Source organism: Pseudomonas sp. KK4, assembly GCF_001984065.1.
GTDB lineage: Bacteria > Pseudomonadota > Gammaproteobacteria > Pseudomonadales > Pseudomonadaceae > Aquipseudomonas.
Genome location: NZ_LYVP01000038.1, coordinates 1 through 19,500, shown reverse-complemented (window position 1 = coordinate 19,500; position 19,500 = coordinate 1). Strand labels below are relative to the sequence as shown.

The 19,500-nt window shown below is 61.8% G+C and carries 15 protein-coding genes; 2 read left to right on the top strand and 13 right to left on the bottom strand.

What is annotated here, in order from left to right:
- Positions 1 to 5: 5 nt before the first annotated feature.
- The 13 genes from B0W55_RS14830 to glnE all read right to left on the bottom strand — a co-directional run bounded on the left by B0W55_RS14830 (position 6) and on the right by glnE (position 15,982).
- Positions 6 to 1,406 (bottom strand): PIG-L family deacetylase, encoded by a 1,401-nt coding sequence (locus B0W55_RS14830; protein ID WP_077046726.1) that lies wholly within the window; start codon positions 1,404 to 1,406, stop codon positions 6 to 8.
- Between the two features lie 8 nt (positions 1,407 to 1,414).
- On the bottom strand, positions 1,415 to 2,311 hold the full coding sequence (locus B0W55_RS14825; RefSeq protein ID WP_077046725.1) for an antimicrobial resistance protein Mig-14: 897 nt from the start codon (positions 2,309 to 2,311) through the stop codon (positions 1,415 to 1,417).
- Positions 2,311 to 3,441, bottom strand: a complete 1,131-nt coding sequence (locus B0W55_RS14820) for a glycosyltransferase (RefSeq protein WP_077046724.1) — start codon at positions 3,439 to 3,441, stop codon at positions 2,311 to 2,313. The genes B0W55_RS14825 and B0W55_RS14820 overlap by 1 nt, the downstream gene beginning before the upstream one ends.
- Positions 3,425 to 5,182, bottom strand: a complete 1,758-nt coding sequence (locus B0W55_RS14815) for a carbamoyltransferase (RefSeq protein ID WP_077046723.1) — start codon at positions 5,180 to 5,182, stop codon at positions 3,425 to 3,427. The genes B0W55_RS14820 and B0W55_RS14815 overlap by 17 nt, the downstream gene beginning before the upstream one ends.
- Before the next feature lie 154 nt (positions 5,183 to 5,336).
- A complete protein-coding gene (locus tag B0W55_RS14810; protein ID WP_256576301.1) occupies positions 5,337 to 5,672 on the bottom strand; it encodes a YceK/YidQ family lipoprotein in 336 nt (111 codons plus the stop codon).
- A gap of 219 nt (positions 5,673 to 5,891) precedes the next feature.
- Positions 5,892 to 7,343 carry a lipopolysaccharide kinase InaA family protein gene (locus tag B0W55_RS14805; RefSeq protein ID WP_077046722.1) on the bottom strand — a complete coding sequence of 484 codons (1,452 nt, stop codon included), beginning with the start codon at positions 7,341 to 7,343 and terminating at the stop codon, positions 5,892 to 5,894.
- Complete coding sequence (locus tag B0W55_RS14800; protein ID WP_077046721.1) at positions 7,343 to 8,095, bottom strand: lipopolysaccharide kinase InaA family protein; 753 nt, start codon at positions 8,093 to 8,095, stop codon at positions 7,343 to 7,345. The genes B0W55_RS14805 and B0W55_RS14800 overlap by 1 nt, the downstream gene beginning before the upstream one ends.
- The gene (locus B0W55_RS14795; protein ID WP_077046720.1) at positions 8,092 to 8,826 is read right to left on the bottom strand and encodes a lipopolysaccharide kinase InaA family protein; all 735 of its coding nucleotides are present in this window, start codon (positions 8,824 to 8,826) and stop codon (positions 8,092 to 8,094) included. Before B0W55_RS14795 ends, B0W55_RS14800 begins: the two co-directional genes overlap by 4 nt.
- On the bottom strand, positions 8,826 to 9,632 hold the full coding sequence (rfaP, locus tag B0W55_RS14790) for a lipopolysaccharide core heptose(I) kinase RfaP (RefSeq protein ID WP_077046719.1): 807 nt from the start codon (positions 9,630 to 9,632) through the stop codon (positions 8,826 to 8,828). Before rfaP ends, B0W55_RS14795 begins: the two co-directional genes overlap by 1 nt.
- Entirely contained in the window at positions 9,633 to 10,754 is a 1,122-nt protein-coding gene (locus tag B0W55_RS14785; protein WP_077046718.1) for a glycosyltransferase family 4 protein, read from the bottom strand.
- Positions 10,754 to 11,815, bottom strand: a complete 1,062-nt coding sequence (waaC, locus tag B0W55_RS14780) for a lipopolysaccharide heptosyltransferase I (RefSeq protein ID WP_077046717.1) — start codon at positions 11,813 to 11,815, stop codon at positions 10,754 to 10,756. Before waaC ends, B0W55_RS14785 begins: the two co-directional genes overlap by 1 nt.
- Before the next feature lies 1 nt (position 11,816).
- Positions 11,817 to 12,851, bottom strand: coding sequence for a lipopolysaccharide heptosyltransferase II (waaF, locus tag B0W55_RS14775; protein WP_077046716.1), 1,035 nt, complete (start codon positions 12,849 to 12,851; stop codon positions 11,817 to 11,819).
- Positions 12,852 to 13,042: 191 nt separating this feature from the next.
- Positions 13,043 to 15,982, bottom strand: a complete 2,940-nt coding sequence (gene glnE, locus B0W55_RS14770) for a bifunctional [glutamate--ammonia ligase]-adenylyl-L-tyrosine phosphorylase/[glutamate--ammonia-ligase] adenylyltransferase (RefSeq protein ID WP_077046715.1) — start codon at positions 15,980 to 15,982, stop codon at positions 13,043 to 13,045.
- Between the two features lie 383 nt (positions 15,983 to 16,365).
- Between glnE and aceE the strand changes: the two genes are divergently transcribed.
- Together aceE and B0W55_RS14760 are read left to right on the top strand one after the other, a co-directional pair.
- Complete coding sequence (gene aceE, locus B0W55_RS14765) at positions 16,366 to 19,011, top strand: pyruvate dehydrogenase (acetyl-transferring), homodimeric type (protein ID WP_077046714.1); 2,646 nt, start codon at positions 16,366 to 16,368, stop codon at positions 19,009 to 19,011.
- Between the two features lie 11 nt (positions 19,012 to 19,022).
- The coding region (locus B0W55_RS14760) for a biotin/lipoyl-containing protein (RefSeq protein ID WP_305882513.1) at positions 19,023 to 19,500 on the top strand (478 nt) is incomplete at its 3' end.

Genomic DNA, 19,500 nt, shown 5'->3' with positions numbered 1-19,500 from the left:
ACACCTTACAAACGCCAGAACAGTTCATGGCGGCGCACAGCCTTGCGAAAAAATTCGTTCTCGCCGTAGGGCGAACCGGAGCGGCCGGCCAACAGGCGCTGCAGCACTCGGCGCAAACGGCGCTTGAACGCAGGTCTTGGCTGCAGATCGTGCATCATGCCCAAGGCCATGGCCTTGTCACGCTGCTGCGCCACCGTCAGCGACAGGCAATAGGGATGCAGCGAACTGGCCGGATCGAAAACCGGTGGCAATGCCGTCCCCGCACCATGGTCACCCATGGGCCAGCGATCATTGTCGTGCAGGTGGTTGGCGTAGCCCAGGAGGGTCGGCTGCCAATCGAGGTCCTTCAGTACTTCGAGAACAGCTTGCTGAGCGCAAATATGATCAGGGTGAGGATCAAGCGTCGGGTGCGGCAGCACGATCACTTCGGGTTGCGCCCGCAGCAACAATTCGCGCAGATCGGCCAGCAGATTGTTCCAGGTCGGCGCGCCGTCGGCATCGCCCGGCAGGGCGAACGGGTTCATCCGACGGAACAACCGCGTGTCGCTCAGATCCGCTTCCCGGGAACCCACCGGCTGAGCGGGCGCGGCCTGCATGGCGGCCAGTTGCAGGCAGAAGTAGCCCAATTGCACACAATGCGCTTCGGGCACCCCGGCCCAACGCGGCACCGCAATGCTGTCCCAGGCCCGCAACCGGCCCTTGAGCCGCGCGGCCTCGACGTTATCCAGGCCCATCTGCTGATAGTGCTCGGCTTCGATTTCACCGGCAGTCAGCGTGACGATCCAGGTTTCGTCGGCCTGGCTGTACAACCCGTAGGCCGCCAGCTCCGCGTCATCGGCGTGAGGTGCGATCACCATCACCCGCTGCCGACGGTAGTCAGGATGCTCGAGCGCCCACAGCACGGGCTCGCCGGACAGCCGGCAAAAACGCCCGCGCAGGCGCAACTCTCCTCGCGACAGCACTGGCGCCTGACCACTGAGGTTGAGGTAACGCAGGCCGTTGACGCCTCGTTCCAACGCCTGTCGATCGGGGTTGTCGCCGCCGGTCAACTCCACCACCGGGTCGAAAAAGCGCCCCAGCCATGTGCTTTTGATTCGCAGCGCCAATACCAGCGTCGCGTCCTCGACCAGCATCACCCCGTCGTCCAGGCGCAGGCGGTCGCCGTTCAGATGAACCTTGGGCTGCGGCGTGTAGGGCGGGAAGTTGTACTGGTAATCGTCTTTGGGCGAATAGAACAGATGGTCGGCAAACCAGGCCTCGTGGGCGATCCAGCCCAGCACCGCCAGCACCAGCGGCAACCACCAGGCCACCCAGACGCCGCAAATGATCAATAGCCCCAGGGCAATCAACAGGCCGATGCGTTTGTTGCGTCGATGGCGCTTGAGCAGGGCTTGTTTGCGACTCATGGGCTGACTCATACGGTAAAGACCGGCACAGGGTTGCACCAACGATCCTTGTATTCCCGGTCGGCGCGACCGAAGGAAAAGCGCAAGGGTTTGTCCAGTGCCCGGGCATGCTCCCAGGCGCTTTGGGTGTTGAGAAAACTCAGCACGCTGCCGGGGCTGAATTCGCGGGTTTCGGGGTCGACGCCACCGTTGATGTACTCGACGCTGATCCACTGCGGCGCCTCGACGCGGTACACCAACTGAATCGCAATCGGCGCATCGTTGAGGAAAATCACCGAACCAATCAGCAACTGGCGCAACAACTCGATGACTTCGGCCATGCGCGCCGCGCCTGTTGCAGGAAAACCCCAGCGACGCTGGAACAGGTCGCAATAGATTGCCGCCAGCTCGGCACTGGAAAACTCCGCCACCGGTCGCACCACGCCACCCGCCTCCTCCAGCAACCGGAGTTCACGGCGCTGGTTGTAGCGAAACTTCTTCGACAGGTCCTCGGGTGCACGGGCCATGGCCAGCTGTTCGGCCTGCAGCTTGATGCCGCTGAAACGGCGTTCGTTCAGCGCCGACAGGTAACGGCCGCGATGACGCAACGGCGCCTGGGCATCGTCAGCGGCGGGAAGGATGATCTCGGCGTTGCCAAGGTCGAACAGACCCTTTTTGCCACTGCGCTTGAGCACGTCCTTGGACAAGGCTAGATCGCGGCCCCAGGTCGGGATCGCCGCTTTGACGTCGCCGTCCTGCTCCCAGGCCAGGTACCGCACCGGGATGCCGGCCAACTGCGCCAGGCGCTCGACCACCAGCGGATGCGTCGCGACGCTGCCGCCGTAGCGCTGCCAGGCCTGGGTATAAGTCGAGGCATCGGCGACTGACCAGCCGCGTTCGCGCCAGCCTTTAAATCGGTTGAGCATCAGCCCCTCGGTGCCAGTTCGGTAACCTGCGGCAAATGCCAGAAAGCATCGCGTACCGCGCGGTCGGAGAAACGCTCTCGCAAGCGATCGAGCATCAGCTCGGTGCATTGCTGGCGTTGTTGCGCATCCATGGCGGCCAGATGTTGCAGCCCTTGAGCCAGGTGTTCGGCATCGCCCAGCGGGAACAGAATGCCCACGCCTTCGACCACTTCCTTCGCCCCGCCACAGGCCGTGACGAGCAACGGCACGCCAGCGGCCATGGCTTCGAGCAGCACCATGCCGAACGGCTCGTTATCGGAACTCAGGGCAAACACGTCGAAGGCACGGAAGTAGCGCCGCGCCTCGGGCACCTGCCCGAGGAACAGCACGCGGTCGCCGATACCCAGCTCGCGGGCCTGAGCCTTGAGGTCTTCTTCCAGACGCCCGCTACCGAGAATCACCAACTGACTGTTGGTCGGCAACCCCGGCAACGCCGCGGCGAAACCGTCCAGCAACGTGGCCTGGTCCTTGTCCGGGTGCAGCCGCCCGACATTGCCGACAATCCAGGCGTCCGCCGCCAGGCCAAGGATTTCCCGAGCTTCGCCGGGCGATACCTGGCTGTCTTGCAACGCTTGCACGTCGATACGGTTGTACAACGTCTGTATCCGCGACGCCGGCCACTTCGGCAGGCAACGACGCATGTCGTCACGCACGGCATCGGAGACGCCGAGCAGGCTCAGGCGCTTGCGAAAAATGTTGGCGAACAGTTTGCGGCTGCCGCGTTTGTAATCGTCAAACGCGTGATGCACGCCAATCACCGGCAACGAGGTGCCGAGCAAGGCGATGTAGATCGGCTTGAAACGATGGGCGATGCAGAAACTGAAATTGCGTGAAGCGGCGATCTTGCGCAGATCGCTGATGGCGCCCAGCTTCAGGCCACGAATGGCCCTGGAGCTGTATTCCATGAACAACACTTCATCGCTGGCGCACCCCGCGGCGACCTCGGCATCGGCGACCCCGGTCAGAAACACCGTGGTCACGCGATAGCCGGTCCCCGCGAACAGGCTGGCGTACTGCCGCGCGCAGTCCAGGAACGGCCCGTCATAGCCGTGGCAGAACTGCAGCACATGGCGTTCAGCCGAGCGTGTCATAGGCGTTTGCGCCCTCTTTGACGACCAGGATGTCTTCCATGATCAGGTATTGCAGGTCGGAGCCGAAGAACATATTCAAGGCGTCGGTCGGCGAGCAGATCATCGGTTCGCCACGACGGTTGAGCGAGGTGTTGAGCGACACGCCGTTGCCGGTCAGTACTTCCAGCGCCTTCATCATGTCGTAGTAGCGCGGGTTGTATTCGCGCTTGAGCACCTGGGCCCGGGAGGTGCCGTCTTCGTGGACGACTTCCGGCACCCGGGTCTTCCATTCTTCAGCCACTTCGAAGGTGAAGGTCATGAACGGCGCAGGGTGATCGATCTTGATCATCTGCGGCGCGACGGTGTCGAGCATCGACGGGCAGAAAGGCCTCCAACGCTCGCGGAACTTGATCTGATGGTTGATGCGATCGGCCACACCGGCCACGCTCGGGCAACCGATGATCGAACGACCGCCCAATGCGCGCGGACCGAACTCCATGCGACCCTGGAACCAGGCCACAGGGTTGCCATCGACCATGATCTTGGCGATCTGCTCCGGCATGTTGTCCAGCTTGCGCCAGGCCGGCTTGTTCTCGTGACGGGCGCACGCGGCGATCACGTCTTCGTTGCTGTACGAAGGGCCGAGGTAGACGTGTTCCATCTTCTCGACCGGCACGCCACGGGCATGGGACACATAGGCCGCTGCGCCGACTGCGGTGCCGGCGTCGCCGGAGGCAGGCTGCACGAACAGTTCCTTGACGTCATCGCGGGCGATGATTTTCTGGTTCAGCTTGACGTTCAACGCACAGCCACCGGCGTAGGCCAGTTTGCCGGTTTCCTTGAGCACGTCGCCCAGGTAGTAGTCGATCATCTGCAGCGCAATTTTTTCGAACAGCGCTTGAATGCTGGCGGCGTAGTGGATGTACGGCTCATCGGCGATGTCGCCTTCGCGCTTCGGACCCAGCCACTCGATCAGCTTCGGCGAGAAGTAGTAACCCTTGCCCTTCTCTTTATAGCGACGCAGGCCGATCACGTTGGCGTAGTCGGTGTTGATCACCAGCTCGCCGTTCTCGAAGGAAGCCAGGCGCGAGAAGTCGTATTTGCTGGCGTCGCCGTACGGCGCCATGCCCATGACCTTGAACTCGCCGTCCAGCATGTCAAAACCGAGGAACTCGGTGATCGCGCCGTACAGGCCGCCGAGGGAGTCCGGATCGAAGAATTCCTTGATCTTGTGGATCTTGCCGTTTTCGCCATAACCGAAGAAGGTCGTGGCGTACTCACCCTTGCCGTCGATGCCGAGGATCGCGGTTTTCTCTTTGAAACCCGAGCAGTGGTAGGCGCTGGAAGCGTGGGCCAAATGGTGTTCAACCGGTTCGATCTTGATTTTCTTCGGATCGAAGCCCAGTTGCTCCAGGCACCAGACGATCTTGTTGCGATAGCGCTTGTAGCGACGGTTGCCCATCAGGATCGCGTCGAGTGCGCGGTCCGGGGCGTACCAGTAACGCTTGGCGTACTGCCAGCGGGCCTTGCCGAAAATGCTGATCGGGGCGAAAGGAATCGCGACTACGTCAACGTCCGAAGGCTTGATGCCGGCCTGTTCCAGGCAGAACTTCGCCGATTCGTAGGGCATGCGGTTCTTTGCATGTTTATCGCGTACGAAGCGCTCTTCTTCAGCCGCCGCGATCAGCTTGCCGTCGATGTACAGGGCTGCGGAAGGATCATGGCTAAGGGCGCCGGACAGGCCAAGAATCGTCAATGCCACAGGGGTCTAGCCTCTTTAGTCTGCATGCAGGCGCTGTAAACGCCACAAAAATGATGTGCCTTCGCCAGGAGCGCGAGGCAGCTAAAGGGCGGGATTATAGCTTAAAAGCGGCGGCAAGCCTCTAGCGGCAAGCGGCAAGCTTGAGTGGGGCCGTTCATGGGGCTTTCCAGCCGCGTGACGGGCGCCAGTAGACCTGGATATTGCCGTCTGCCGCCTGGCGATAAATCGTATAGGGCAGGGAAACCGTGTCGAAGACACCGGACAGGGTCAAGTCCAGCAGGACAAAGGGAACCAGTATTCCCGTAGGGTCGGGTGGCGCATTCAATACACAGAAGTCATAAGCCAGGCCGCTGTAGACCCGGGGGATGGACTGGCAGTAGGTTTTTTGTTTGCGCAGGCTTTGGGCTGCCTTGGCGTCGTCCTGCAAGACCGTGGAGACGGTGCCGCAGCCGGTCAATGCCAGCCAGATGGCGCCTGATGTGATAGCCATTTTCATTGTCAAAAGTCTGCCCTCCGAGAACGTCAGGCAAACTAGCACCGTGATCCGTCAGGCCACAGTTCATGGTTTCTCAAGATTGTGTAGGACAGTTCACAAGAACCTGTCCCTCATTCCCGGTTGGCTGTTCTGGCCTCTTCGCGAGCAAGCCCGCTCCCGCTCTGTGGCCATTGGAGATCAACCTGTGGGAGCGGGCTTGCTCGCGAAGGCGATTCAGACAGCGCTGGAGATATCTTTGGGAAGTCGCTGATCGATCACTTGGTGAAGGGCACTGCTCTCGGGCCAGTTGCGCATGAACCTCGCCCGATCCCGCGCATAGGCTGTGGCAAAGCTGCCCGCCGAGCTGTGTTGACACATCGAATCCAGATCGATCAATGCCCAGCGATCTTCCTGCCAGAACAGGTTGTGCCCTTTGAAATCACCGTGGCTGATGCGCTCACGGATCAGGGCGGCAAACAGCTGATCCAGTGCCGCCAACTCGGCCTCGGGTGCATCGCCGCTTTCAACGTAGGGCGCAAAGCGCTCGATGATGTCCGGCCCGGGAAGATGCTCAGTGATCAGGTAAGCGCGGCTGCGCAACCAGAGAAAGCGCTTCTCCAACAACGCCAGTGGTTTGGGCGTGGCGATCCCGAGGAACGCCAGGCGATTGCCTTCGCGCCAGGAGTGCCAGGCACGGCTCGGGCGCCAGAAGCGCTTGAGCCAGTGGGCAAACCCCTTGATGTTGTAGCGCTTGATCACCAAGGTCCGACCGCCCACCTCGACCTTGCCGACGCTCGCCGCGCCGCCGGTCTTGTACAGGTGGCCCTGGTCGAGCAAGGCGTCGGCTTGCGCCAGTACCGGCAGCATCGACGCTTCTTCCTCGCGACGTATGGCACGCAAACCGAACGCACCGCGCTGGACGCTGAACAGCGTGCATTCGCGCCCGACCTTGATCAGGTAGTCCTTGAGTCGCCAGCTGCGCACCTTGTCGATCTGCTTCTGCAACGCTTCCATGGGCAAGGCATGTTCGCCGTTGCTCAGCAGGTAGTACACCAGCAACTCTTCGGTGAACGGCTCCAGTGCTTTGGGCAGCTGGGCGAAGAACACGCCGAGGTTTTCCAGGACTTTCTGCCGTGACAGCGGTTGGCCCGGCGTTTCGGTACGGATACCGGCGCCGTCGATCAGGTACAATCGACTGCCCTGGCGCAGCAGGTTGTCCAGATGCAGGTCTTGCTGCCACAAACCTTTGCGGTGCATTTGCCCGATCGCACCCAGGGCTTCGGCCAGCACCGCGGTCTGTTCATCGGCCAGCACCGGCAGGTGCTCGACCTGACTCCAGGCGTCGCCGAGGCTGGCAGCCTCTTCCAGGAACTCGAACAACAGCCAGCCGCCCTCGCCGTCCTTGAGCCCGTCCGCCAGCAACAGCGGCGTGGTCAAGCCCTGCGCCGCCAGTAAGCGCACGCCATCGAGTTCGCGCTGAAAATGCCGCGCCGCCTTGCTGCCGACCAGCAATTTGGCCAGCACCGGACGACCGCGCCACACACCGGCACCGACATAACGCTGCCCGGGCAAGACCCGCAACAGGCTCAGCAACTGCAAATCCGCAGGCCCCGCGGCATCAGCCAATGACAGGCTCAGCGGCAAAACCGGATTACGCCCAGCACCTTGAAGTTCGGACAAACGCATCAGCGCTTCTCCTTGTGGCTGCGGCGGGCGGTCAGGCGGTTCAGCCAGCGATCGATCAACGCGCTGTCCTGCGGCTGGTTCAGATAGGCCGCCAACAGAATGCGCAACTGGTCTTCGCTCCACTCCGGCGCCCGACGCAGCAGCGGTTCCAGGTCCTTGACCCGGTCACGCTGACCGAACAACAAGGGCCGGGTCTTTTCCAGATCGATCAGTTGCGCCTCATAGCCATCACCGGTGGCGCGCAGAAAAATATGCTTGGGGTAAAAGCAGCCATGCACCTGGCGCTGGCTGTGAAGGCGCTGCGCCAGTTTTGCGCAGGCTTGCAGAATGGCCGTGTGCTGCGCCTCACCAAGGTCCGACCAACGCTGCAGCAACGAATCCAGATCAGCCCAACCATCCAGCGCACGGGTCAACAGAATTGCCCGCACTTCGCCGTCGACCTTGCGCTCACCGAAGAACACCGCCTTCAAGGCCGGAATACCTAGCCTTTCATAACGGCTGATGTTACGAAATTCCCGGGCAAAACTCGGTTCGCCAAAAGGCGCGTGCAAGGTGTGCGTCTGGTAGTTGCTCTGGCGCTTGAGGTAGAAGCCGTGACCCTCCAGATCCAGTCGAAACACGCTGCTCCAGCCACCGCGAGCGGTGTTCGGTTCATCCACGGCATCGAGCTGCCGGGCCCAGAGTGCTTCGAACGTGCCGAGGCCGTGACGCTCGAGCAGCGCACGGTCTTCAGGGGCCAGAAAATCAGTCATTCGCGTCCCTCGAAAAATCTCACCACGTGCCGGATCCGTTTTTTATCGGCGGCACTGAGCCGGTCCCGTTGGCGGTATTGCAGGTAAAAGCGCAGGCGTTGTGTGGCCGACAGTTGATACTTGGCGACCTTGTCCAGGCACGCCAGGTCCTTGGTGATCCGGTACTTGAGCCAGAAGCCGCGCCAGAAATCGCCGTTGGGGCAATCGATCAGGAACAGTCTGGCCTGATCGTCGATCAGCAGGTTGCGCCACTTCAGGTCGTTATGGGTGAAGTGGTGTTCGTGCATGGTCCGGGTGTAGTCGGCCAACTGACGGCTGACCGTATCGACCCAGGATCGGTCGGCCAGCTTGGCATCATGCCGTTCGGCCAGTGCCGACAAGTCTTCGGTGTGCGGCAGTTCACGGGTGATCATCGCCCCGCGATCATAGGCCGCGCCGCGCCGCTCCAGGCCCCAGGCCACCACTTCGGCGGTGGGAATGCCCCACTTGGCGAAACGCTTGAGGTTCTGCCATTCCATCTTGACCCGAGGCTTGCCCAGGTAGCGTCGCAGGCCTTTGCCGGCGCCCGAGTAGCGTTTGACGTAATAGTTGACGCCATTGCGCTGAACGCGGATCACCTCCGACAGCGGGTCACGGGTCAGGCGTTCGCCCTCAAGGGCAAACACCGCTTCAAGGCTGCCGAAATCTTCTGCCAGGTCGCTGTAAGCAGGTTCCAGTGTCCAACCCGCCATCAGAGCGCATCCCCGTATCGCTGTTTACGGTCGTAAAGCTTGTTGGCCTTGCCTTCGAGCCAGCTCAGCAGCCCGGCCTCTTCACTGAGGATCTGCCGCAGCGGCTGCTGGAAGTAGCCCTTGAGAAAGCGCAGTTTGTCGCGGCGGGTCAGGCCGATGTCCAGGGCCGAAAAATACAGCGCCGCCAGATCCTTGTTGCGCCAGCGCGAGGTGATTGCCGGACGGGTCTGGGCACGGTGCAGGTCGATCACCGAGAGCTTGAAGTCGTCGGCGGTCACCGGTTTGTCGGTGTGCAGCAAAAAGTGGCAGATGTAGCAGTCGCGATGGTTGACCCCGGCGCGGTGCATCATGCCGGTCATGCGCGCCACCTCGGCGATCAGCGCGCGCTTGAGCCTTGGCTGCGGCGGCTGCTTGACCCAGTTGATGCTGAAGTCTTCGAGGCTGACGGTGGGCGCCAGTTCTTCAGTGACGATGAACGAGTGCTGGTCCGCCGGATTGCTGCCCTTCTCGCCGTAAGCGACGGCGGTCATGGTCGGCACGCCGACTTGCTGCAGACGCTGGATGGCTTGCCACTCCTGGCCCGCACCCAGCACCGGCAATTTGGCGGTGAGCAGGTTCTTGAAGATCTCGCCCCAGCCGATGCCACGATGGATTTTCACGAAAAAACCATGGCCGTTCACTTCAGTGCGCAAGGTCCGGCGCGCTTCCAGCTCACGGTAAACCTCGCCCTGCAAGCCTTCGACTTCGGTGAACGCATCGCGTCCGGCCCAAAGGCTCTTGAACGGTTCAGCCAGCATCAACTTCATTTAAGCGTGCTCCGCCAGAATCACATCGGCCGCGTGCTGCGGCATGCTATAGAGATCGGCCGTCTCGGCGAAGGCCAGACCATTGCGGCTCCAGGCCGCCCGTGCCTGAGCGTCGTTCAACATGCCGGTCAGGTACTGGGTCAATTGCGCCTGCTCGAACGGCTCGTCCAGCACCAGGCCGGCGTCGGCCTCGGCAATGTAATGGGCATAACCGCAGACCGCGCTCACCAGCACCGGCAACCCGGCCACCAGCGCTTCAAGCAGCACGGTGCCAGTGTTTTCGTTGTATGCCGGATGGATCAACAGATCGGCACCCAGCAGGAAACGCGGAATATCACTGCGCCCCTTGAGGAAGGTCACGTTGTCGCCCAGGCCCAGCGTCGCGCTTTGCATCTGGAATAATTTGGGGTCGTCCTGGCCGATTACAAACAGCCGGGTGCGCTTCTTCAGATCAGCGGGCAGCGCCGCCAGGGCCTTGAGGCTGCGATCGACGCCCTTGGTCTTGAACCCGGAGCCGATCTGCACCAGCAGCAGCTCATCATCCCTGAGGTTGAACTCGGCGCGAAAGCCCGCGCGAATCTGGTCCGCGTCGGCAGGCCGGCGGCGATCCTGAGCGATGCCCGGTGGCAGCAGATGGAAGCGCTCGACGGGGGTATCGTAATGCTTGATGAACAGCGGTTGCTGCACTTCGGAAATCATCAGTACTTCGGTCTTCGCGTCCCTGGCGAATACCGCCCGCTCGTATTCGGCGAAGTGGCGGTAGCGACCCCAGCGGCGATACAGCGAGTTGCGCAGATTTTGTGCCTTGTCTTCGAAGCAACCGTCGGCGGCGTAATAGACGTCCAGGCCCGGCATCTTGTTGAAGCCGATCAGGCGGTCGACCGGACGCTTGGCCAGGTCGGCTTCCATCCATTCGCTGAGCTTTTCATTGCGCCGATGGTTGAAGAACGCCTTGACCGGTGCCACCAGCACTTCAAACCCCGGCGGCACGTCGCCTTCCCAGATCAGCGTGTAGACGCGAATCTGGTGACCGCGTTTCTGGCATTCCAGGGCGATGCGCATGAAATCGCGCTGCAAGCCACCGAAGGGGAAATATTTATAAAGGACAAATGCCAGTTGCATCAGCGCAGCTCCTCAGCCAGTAACAACGTGCTCAATCGGCTGGCGACACGCTCGGGATTCAGGCGAGTGAAGCACAGGGGCCACTCGCGTTTCAGATCAAACCGTTGGGCATCTTCGGCCGTCGGTTGGTAGGTGCATTGCTTTTGCAGACACGGCGCGCAAGGGAAGTCGCTCGCCAGATGGATCTGCGACTTGCCGTAGGCACCGGTCAGGCCCGGGTTGGTCGGGCCGAACAGCGACAGGGTCGGCACGTCCAGCGCGGCAGCCAGATGACCGAGCCCGGTGTCCACCGCCACGCAGGCCTGCGCCCCGGCCAACACTTTGCCGACACCGGCCAGGTTCAGCTTGGGCAACACTTCGGCATGCTTGAAACCGGCAGCGATGCGCTCGGCCCGGGCTTTCTCGATCGCATTGCCCCACGGCAGTTTCACGCCCACGCCGAGGTAACCGACACGCTCGGTCAGCTCGCGCCAATAGGCTTCGGGCCAGTGTTTGGTGTCCCAGGTGGTGCCGTGCAGGAACAGTACATAGGGGTTCTTGCGCGGCAGTTCCACCATGCGCTCGACGTTCAGGCCGTAGTCGCCCAGGCCTTTGGGCAAGTCGTAGCCCAGGGCCACGGCGAACAGCTGGCGCACCCGCTCTACCGCATGTTGCCCACGGGCCACGGCCAGGCGCCGGGAATAGAAGCGTGCGGCGATCGGTTCACGGGCGGAGTCTTTATCGAGCCCGGCGACCGGGGCTTTGACGTAGCGGGTCAGCAAAGCGCTCTTGAGCAGGCCCTGGGCATCGATGACCAGGTCGTATTTCGTCGCACGAAGGCTTTGCTTGAAGCGCTTCCACTCGCCGCTCTTGATGGTTTGCCAGATGTTCTTGCGCCAGCGACGGATCGCCACCGGGATCACCTTGCCCACCGCCGGGTGCCAGGTGGGGATTTCGGCGAAGCCTTCTTCCACCACCCAGTCGAAGGTGATGCCGGGGATGGCCCGCGCCGCGTCGGTCAGCGCCGGCAACGCATGGATCACGTCGCCCAGCGATGAAGTCTTGATCAGCAGTACCCGCAAACTATTTGACCTCGACCACAGTGCCCTGCAACCGCTGCAAGGCTTCGTTCACCGCAGGCGGCATCAGCTGGCGCAGGCAGTTGTAATGACCGAAACGGCAGGTGCGATCGAAGCACGGACTGCATTCGATGCCCAGGCGCACAATCTCGACGTGCTCGGCCAGCGGCGGCGTGAAGCCCGGGGACGTCGAGCCGTAGACCGCCACCAGCGGGCGGTTCAGTGCGGCGGCGACATGCATCAGGCCGGAGTCGTTGGACACCACCGAGTCGGCGCAGGACAGCAGATCGATGGCCTCGGCCAGCGAGGTGCCGCCGCTGAGGTTCACCGACTCTTCACGCAGGCCGGGTATCAGTCGCGAGCGGATGTCCTCGCCGACGGCGTGATCGTTTTTCGAACCGAACAGCCAGACCTGCCAGCCTTCGCGAATCTTCGCTTCGGCGACCTTGGCGTAATGCTCGGACGGCCAGCGCTTGGACTCGCCGAATTCAGCGCCGGGGCACAGCGCCAACACCGGACGGTCGAGGGCCAAGCCGAATTTGGCCAGCGCCGCCTCGCGGGTCACCGGGTCGATCTGCAGGCTCGGGCGCGGGTAAGGCTTGGGCAACTCGGCACCCGGCTCGTAGGCCAGGGCCATGAACCGCTCGATCATCAGCGGGTAGCGTTCTTTGTCCAGGGTGCGCACGTCGTTGAGCAGGCCGTAGCGGAACTCGCCGCGCCAACCGGTGCGCTTGGGGATGCCGGCAAAAAATGGCACCAGGGCCGACTTCAGGGAATTGGGCAGCAGGATCGCCTGGTCGTACTGGCCGGCCAGGGATTTGCCGATGCGCCGACGGGTTGCCAGCTCCAGTGCGCCGTGGCCGAGCGGGAAGCTCAAGGCCTGGCGGACTTCGGGCATGCGCTCAAGAATCGGCCGGCTCCACTCGGGGGCCAGCACGTCGATTTCGCATTGCGGGTGGCGCTGCTTGAGGCACTGAAACAGTGTCTGCGCCATCACCATGTCACCGACCCAACTGGGCCCAACGATCAGAATTTTCATGTGGTTTCCAAAAACGAACCGGGGAGGCATACGCCTCCCCGCCTCGAGAATTCTACAAACAATGCAGATCTACTGTGGGAGCGGGCCTGCTCGCGAAGGCAGAGTGTCAGTCACTATAGAGGCTGAATGTGACGGCCTCTTCGCGGGCAAGCCCGCTCCCACAGGGTATTCAGTGTTTCAAATATCCGGTTTCAGCTTAGCCCCAGCTCCCGCCAGATCCGCATTACCTGGCGCCGTTCGTCCGCGAACTGGTCGCCCGGTATCACCCCGGCGTCCTTCTGCAAGGCCTGCCGGTGGGCGGCGGAGCGGTAGGCTTTATAGGCCTCGCGCAACAGGCTGGCCTCTTCGGCGGGCATCAGCCTTTCGTGCTCCAGCTCTTCCAGAATGCGGATATTGTCCGTCCAGCGCAGCAGTGCCGGGTGCGTCTGCGACCACGCCAGGGCCGCGTATTGCACCATAAATTCAATATCGACGATACCTCCGGCGTCCTGCTTGAGATCGAACGGCGCCGTGGCCTCGAAGGCATTTGCCCCGGTGCCGGCCGCGGTGCTCTTGCTGCCCAGGTTATCGCGCATCTTGGCGCGCATCTCGCTGACTTCCTGGCGCAAGGTCGCAAGATCCCGTGATTTGCCGAGTACCGCCGCGCGAACTTTCTCGAACGCCTGGCCCACATCCTCGCTGCCCACCAGCACCCGCGCCCGCACCAGCGCCTGATGCTCCCAGGTCCAGGCTTCGCCCTCCTGATAACGGGCAAACGCCCCCAGCGAACTGACCAGCAAACCGGATGCACCGGACGGTCGCAGACGCATGTCCACTTCATACAGCTGACCGGAGTTGGTCTGGGCCGTGAGCAAGTGGATGATCCGCTGCCCCAGCCGGGTGAAGAATTGCGCGCCATCGATCGGTTTCGGCCCGTCGGTTTCCGCCTGGGGATCGCCGTCATGGATGAACACCAGGTCCAGGTCGGAACCATGCCCCAGTTCCAGCCCGCCGACTTTCCCATAACCGACAATGATGAAGCCGGGATCGCACAAGGTGCCGTCAGTGCGCAGCGGCGTGCCGTACTTGGCCACGGTCTGGCGCCAGGCCAGGGCCAATACCTGTTCGAGAATCGCCTCGGCGAGCCAGGTCAGGTAATCGCTGACTTTCATCAACGGCAGGTGGCCGGCGATTTCCGAAGCGGCAACCCGCAAGCGGTGCGCCAGTTTGAAATGGCGCAAGGCTTCCATTTGTTGCTCGAGGTCGTCCTCGGGAATCCGCGTCAGGCGCTCGCGCAACTCGGCGGCCAATTCCGGCGCCAACGGCGGTTTGAACAGCCGACCTTCGTTGAGCAGTTCATCGAGCAGCAGCGGGAAGCGGGTGATCTGCTCGGCGATCCATGGACTCGCCGCGCACAAGGTCAGCAGGCGTCGCAGTGCACCGGGGTTCTCGGTCAGCAGCACCAGATACGCCGAACGCCGCGCCACGGCCTCCACCAGCGGCAACACCCGCTCCAGCACCAGGTCCGGATCGGCGTGCTCGACCGCCTGCGCCAGCAACCGTGGAATAAAGGCATCGAGGCGTTCACGGCCCAGACGCTGCATGGCCCGCAACTGTGGACTGCCACGCAGGCTGGCCAGTGCCTTCAGCGCCTTGGGCGCATCGGCAAAACCGCCTTCCTGCAACTGCCGGCAGGCCGCCTCTTCATCCTGGGCCTCTTCCCACAACGGCAGCCACTCGCCGCCGACCACCACTTCGTTTTCGGCACCTTGCTCCTCATCGGGATCGGCAATCACCTGACCGAAGTGCCAGGCCACGCGACCGCGCCAGTACATCAGCTTTTCATGAAAGGCCGACCAATCGGCGAAGCCCATCATAAAGGCAATGCGCGCCTGATCCTGAGGGCTGTCCGGCAGCATCTGGGTCTGGCGGTCAGCAATCGCCTGGATCGCATGCTCGGTATAACGCAGGAATTCGTAGCCTTCGCGCAATTCGCTGATGACCGCCGGCGGCAAGTAACCCTGCCCCTCCAGCGTGCTCAGCACCTTGAGCAGCGGACGTTGCTGCAGGCTCAAGTCGCGCCCGCCATGAATCAACTGGAAAGCCTGGGCGATGAACTCCACTTCGCGGATGCCCCCGGAGCCCAGCTTGATGTTGTCGGCCATGCCCTTGCGTCGCACTTCCTGCTGGATCAGCTGCTTCATGGTGCGCAGCGCTTCGATCGCCGAGAAGTCCAGATACCGCCGATACACGAACGGTCGCAGCATTTCCTGCAATTGCGCGCCAGCCACCTGATCGCCGGCCACCACCCGCGACTTGATCATCGCGTAGCGCTCCCAGTCGCGGCCCTGGTCCTGGTAATACTGCTCCAGCGCGTTGAAGCTCAGCACCAGCGCGCCCGAGGAGCCATAAGGCCGCAGACGCATGTCGACACGGAACACGAAACCGTCGACGGTCATCGGGTCCAGGGCTTTGATCAGGCGCTGGCCGAGGCGGATGAAAAATTCCTGGTTATCCAGTGCGCGCTTCACGCCGACGGTTTCGCCGCCTTCGGGGTAAGCGAAGATCAGGTCGATGTCCGACGACAGGTTGAGCTCCACCGCGCCGAGCTTGCCCATGCCGAGCACGACCATCTGCTGCGGTTCGCCACTGCGTCGACCGGTGGGCACGCCGAACTGCTGACAGTGCCGCGCGTACAACCATTGATAGGCCTGGTCGATGCTGGCATCGGCCATGTCCGACAGATCGCGGCAGGTCTGGATCAGGTCGGCCTGGCGGGTGAGGTCACGCCAGATGATTCGCACTTGATGGCGGGCGCGCTGGCGGCGCAAGACGCGGCCCAGCACATCGTCGGTTTCAGCCGCGTTTACCGCCGCGGCGATCTGTGCATACAACTCGCCGGGGGCGTAGGCACGGTCCAGTTCGCCGGAACGAACCAGCTCCAACAGCATCAATGGATCACGCACCGATTGCTCGATCACGAAGTCACTGGCAGCGGTCACACGGGCAAATTGTGCCCAGCGTTCCGGCGTCCATTCGGACAGCCCATGATCGTCTTCCAGGTCAGCGACGGCGGCCCGAAACGACTGTTCAGCGCGGGTGACAAACGGCAGCAGGATATCCGGCAGTTCGGCAAGCAGGGGCAGGCTCATGGTCTATCCTTGATCGGCGTGGAATGAGCCGAATGTAGTGAATTGTAGGAATGCACTACCTGAGGGACTGTCGAACAAAAGTTAGAAATAGCTGAAATTTCTTTTATTTTGGCAGCCAACATCAAACTTTCACCTTTTTTGATTGGAAAAAGACCAACCTTAACGTTTATTCTCACATCGCAGCCGGGTGCCACAAGCCGCTCATCTGTAGTTTTACTACTCGTATATACATTAGTAAGGCTGAAATGCCGGATGATTTGTAGTAAAACTACACACCGCCGGAACAACCTATCGGCAATCCAAGAATTCATAACGTCTGCCCACAAGGCCAGTCGCTAACTCAGGCAACCGATTCTGGTAGCCTTTCCGCCCTGGAGCAAGCCATGCAAGACCTCGATCCCGTCGAAACCCAGGAATGGCTGGACGCCCTGGAATCGGTTCTCGACAAAGAAGGCGAAGACCGTGCTCACTATCTGATGACCCGTATGGGTGAACTCGCTACCCGCAGCGGTTCGCAACTGCCCTACGCCATCACCACGCCTTACCGCAACACCATCCCTGTTACCCACGAAGCACGCATGCCTGGCGACCTGTTCATGGAACGCCGCATTCGCTCGCTGGTACGCTGGAACGCGATGGCCATGGTAATGCGCACGAACCTGAAAGATTCTGACCTGGGTGGTCACATCTCCAGCTTCGCTTCCAGTGCGACCCTGTATGACATCGGCTTCAACTACTTCTTCCAGGCCCCGACCGACGAACACGGCGGCGACCTGATCTACTTCCAGGGCCACACCTCGCCAGGCGTCTACGCCCGTGCGTTCATGGAAGGCCGCATCACCGAAGACCAGATGAACAACTTCCGCCAGGAAGTGGACGGTCAGGGCCTGTCGTCCTACCCGCACCCTTGGCTGATGCCTGACTTCTGGCAGTTCCCGACCGTATCCATGGGTCTGGGCCCGATCCAGGCGATCTACCAGGCACGCTTCATGAAGTACCTGGAAGCCCGCGGCTTCATTCCTGCCGGCAAGCAGAAAGTCTGGTGCTTCCTGGGCGACGGCGAGTGCGACGAGCCCGAATCCCTGGGCGCGATCTCGCTGGCTGGCCGCGAGAAGCTCGACAACCTGATCTTCGTCATCAACTGCAACCTGCAGCGCCTCGACGGCCCGGTTCGCGGCAACGGCAAGATCATCCAGGAACTCGAAGGCGTGTTCCGCGGTGCTCAGTGGAACGTATCCAAAGTCATCTGGGGCCGTTTCTGGGACCCACTGCTGGCCAAGGACGTCGACGGCATCCTGCAGCGCCGCATGGACGAAGTCATCGACGGCGAGTACCAGAACTACAAGGCCAAAGACGGCGCGTTCGTGCGTGAACACTTCTTCAACTCGCCAGAACTCAAGGCAATGGTTGCAGACCTGTCCGACGACGAGATCTGGAAACTCAACCGTGGCGGCCACGACCCGTACAAGGTCTATGCAGCCTACCACCAGGCGGTCAACCACAAAGACCAGCCTACCGTCATCCTGGCCAAGACCATCAAGGGTTATGGCACCGGTGCCGGCGAAGCGAAGAACACCGCGCACAACACCAAGAAAGTCGACGTCGACAGCCTGAAGTTGTTCCGCGACCGCTTCGACATCCCGGTCAAGGACGAAGAGCTGGAACACCTGCCGTTCTTCAAGCCAGAGCCAAACAGCGCCGAAGCCCGTTACCTGAGCGAGCGTCGCGCCGCACTGGGCGGTTTCGTGCCACAGCGCCGCGCACAAAGCTTCAGCGTGCCGACGCCGGACCTGGATACCCTCAAGGCTATCCTCGACGGTTCGGGCGACCGTGAAATCTCCACCACCATGGCCTTCGTGCGGATCCTCGCGCAACTGGTCAAGGACAAGGAAATCGGCCCACGCATCGTGCCGATCATCCCGGACGAAGCCCGTACCTTTGGTATGGAAGGCATGTTCCGTCAGTTGGGCATCTACTCCTCCGTCGGCCAGCTCTACGAGCCAGTCGATAAAGATCAGGTGATGTTCTACAAGGAAGACAAGAAGGGCCAGATCCTCGAAGAAGGCATCAACGAAGCGGGCGCCATGAGCTCCTTCATCGCTGCCGGTACTTCGTACTCCAGCCACAACCAGCCGATGCTGCCGTTCTACATCTTCTACTCGATGTTCGGCTTCCAGCGTATCGGCGACCTGGCCTGGGCCGCTGGCGACAGCCGTACCCGTGGTTTCCTGATCGGCGGCACCGCCGGCCGTACCACCCTCAACGGTGAAGGCCTGCAGCACGAAGACGGTCACAGCCACCTGCTGGCTGCCACCATTCCGAACTGCCGCACCTACGATCCAACCTACGGCTACGAGCTGGCGGTGATCATTCAGGACGGCATGAAGAAGATGACCGAAGAGCAACAGGACGTCTTCTACTACATCACCGTGATGAACGAGTCGTACCAGCAGCCAGCCATGCCGGCCGGTGCCGAGGAAGGCATCAAGAAAGGCATGTACCTGCTCGAGGAAGACACCCGCGAAGCGGCGCACCACGTTCAGCTGATGGGCTCCGGCACCATCCTGCGTGAAGTCCGTGAAGCGGCGAAGATCCTGCGCGAGCAGTTCAACGTCGGCGCTGACGTGTGGAGCGTGACCAGCTTCAACGAACTGCGTCGCGATGGCCTGGCCGTCGAGCGCACCAACCGTCTGCACCCGGGCCAGAAGCCCAAGCTGAGCTACGTTGAAGAGTGCCTGAACGGCCGCAAAGGTCCGGTCATTGCCTCTACCGACTACATGAAACTGTTCGCCGAGCAGATCCGTCAGTGGGTACCGTCCAAGGAATTCAAAGTCCTGGGCACCGACGGTTTCGGCCGCAGCGACAGCCGCAAGAAACTGCGTCATTTCTTCGAAGTCGACCGTCATTTCGTGGTGTTGGCAGCCCTTGAAGCACTGGCTGACCGTGGCGATATCGAACCCAAGGTGGTGTCTGAAGCCATCGCCAAGTTCGGGATCGACCCGGAAAAACGCAACCCACTGGACTGCTGAGGAGAGATTCTGTGAGCGAACTCATTCGCGTACCTGACATCGGCAGCGGTGAAGGTGAAGTAATTGAACTGTTTGTGAAGGTCGGCGACCGCATCGAAGCCGACCAGAGCATCCTGACGCTGGAATCGGACAAGGCGAGCATGGAAGTGCCTGCGCCGAAGGCCGGTATCATCAAGAGCCTGAAAGTGAAGCTGGGCGACCGCCTGAAAGAAGGCGACGAACTGCTCGAACTGGAAGTCGAAGGCGCCGCTGAAGCGGCTCCTGCGGCTGCCCCTGCGCCGGCTGCAAAAGCTGAAACCAAACCGGCTGCCGCACCTGCTGCCGCACCTGCTCCTGCTGCTGCGCCGGCTGCCGCCAGCGTTCAGCAAGTGCACGTGCCGGACATCGGTTCGTCGGGCAAGGCCCAGATCATCGAGATCCAGGTCAAGGTCGGCGACACCGTCGAGGCTGATCAGTCGCTGATCACCCTGGAATCGGACAAGGCGAGCA

What these genes read in the sequence shown, in the direction of transcription:
- B0W55_RS14785 (WP_077046718.1), bottom strand. Translation starts at nt 10,754, where the DNA reads ATGCAACTGGCATTTGTCCTTTATAAATATTTCCCCTTCGGTGGCTTG.
- B0W55_RS14830 (WP_077046726.1), bottom strand. Translation starts at nt 1,406, where the DNA reads ATGAGTCGCAAACAAGCCCTGCTCAAGCGCCATCGACGCAACAAACGC.
- B0W55_RS14810 (WP_256576301.1), bottom strand. Translation starts at nt 5,672, where the DNA reads ATGGCTATCACATCAGGCGCCATCTGGCTGGCATTGACCGGCTGCGGC.
- B0W55_RS14820 (WP_077046724.1), bottom strand. Translation starts at nt 3,441, where the DNA reads ATGACACGCTCGGCTGAACGCCATGTGCTGCAGTTCTGCCACGGCTAT.
- aceE (WP_077046714.1), top strand. Translation starts at nt 16,366, where the DNA reads ATGCAAGACCTCGATCCCGTCGAAACCCAGGAATGGCTGGACGCCCTG.
- glnE (WP_077046715.1), bottom strand. Translation starts at nt 15,982, where the DNA reads ATGAGCCTGCCCCTGCTTGCCGAACTGCCGGATATCCTGCTGCCGTTT.
- B0W55_RS14825 (WP_077046725.1), bottom strand. Translation starts at nt 2,311, where the DNA reads ATGCTCAACCGATTTAAAGGCTGGCGCGAACGCGGCTGGTCAGTCGCC.
- B0W55_RS14800 (WP_077046721.1), bottom strand. Translation starts at nt 8,095, where the DNA reads ATGACTGATTTTCTGGCCCCTGAAGACCGTGCGCTGCTCGAGCGTCAC.
- waaF (WP_077046716.1), bottom strand. Translation starts at nt 12,851, where the DNA reads ATGAAAATTCTGATCGTTGGGCCCAGTTGGGTCGGTGACATGGTGATG.
- rfaP (WP_077046719.1), bottom strand. Translation starts at nt 9,632, where the DNA reads ATGAAGTTGATGCTGGCTGAACCGTTCAAGAGCCTTTGGGCCGGACGC.
- B0W55_RS14805 (WP_077046722.1), bottom strand. Translation starts at nt 7,343, where the DNA reads ATGCGTTTGTCCGAACTTCAAGGTGCTGGGCGTAATCCGGTTTTGCCG.
- B0W55_RS14795 (WP_077046720.1), bottom strand. Translation starts at nt 8,826, where the DNA reads ATGGCGGGTTGGACACTGGAACCTGCTTACAGCGACCTGGCAGAAGAT.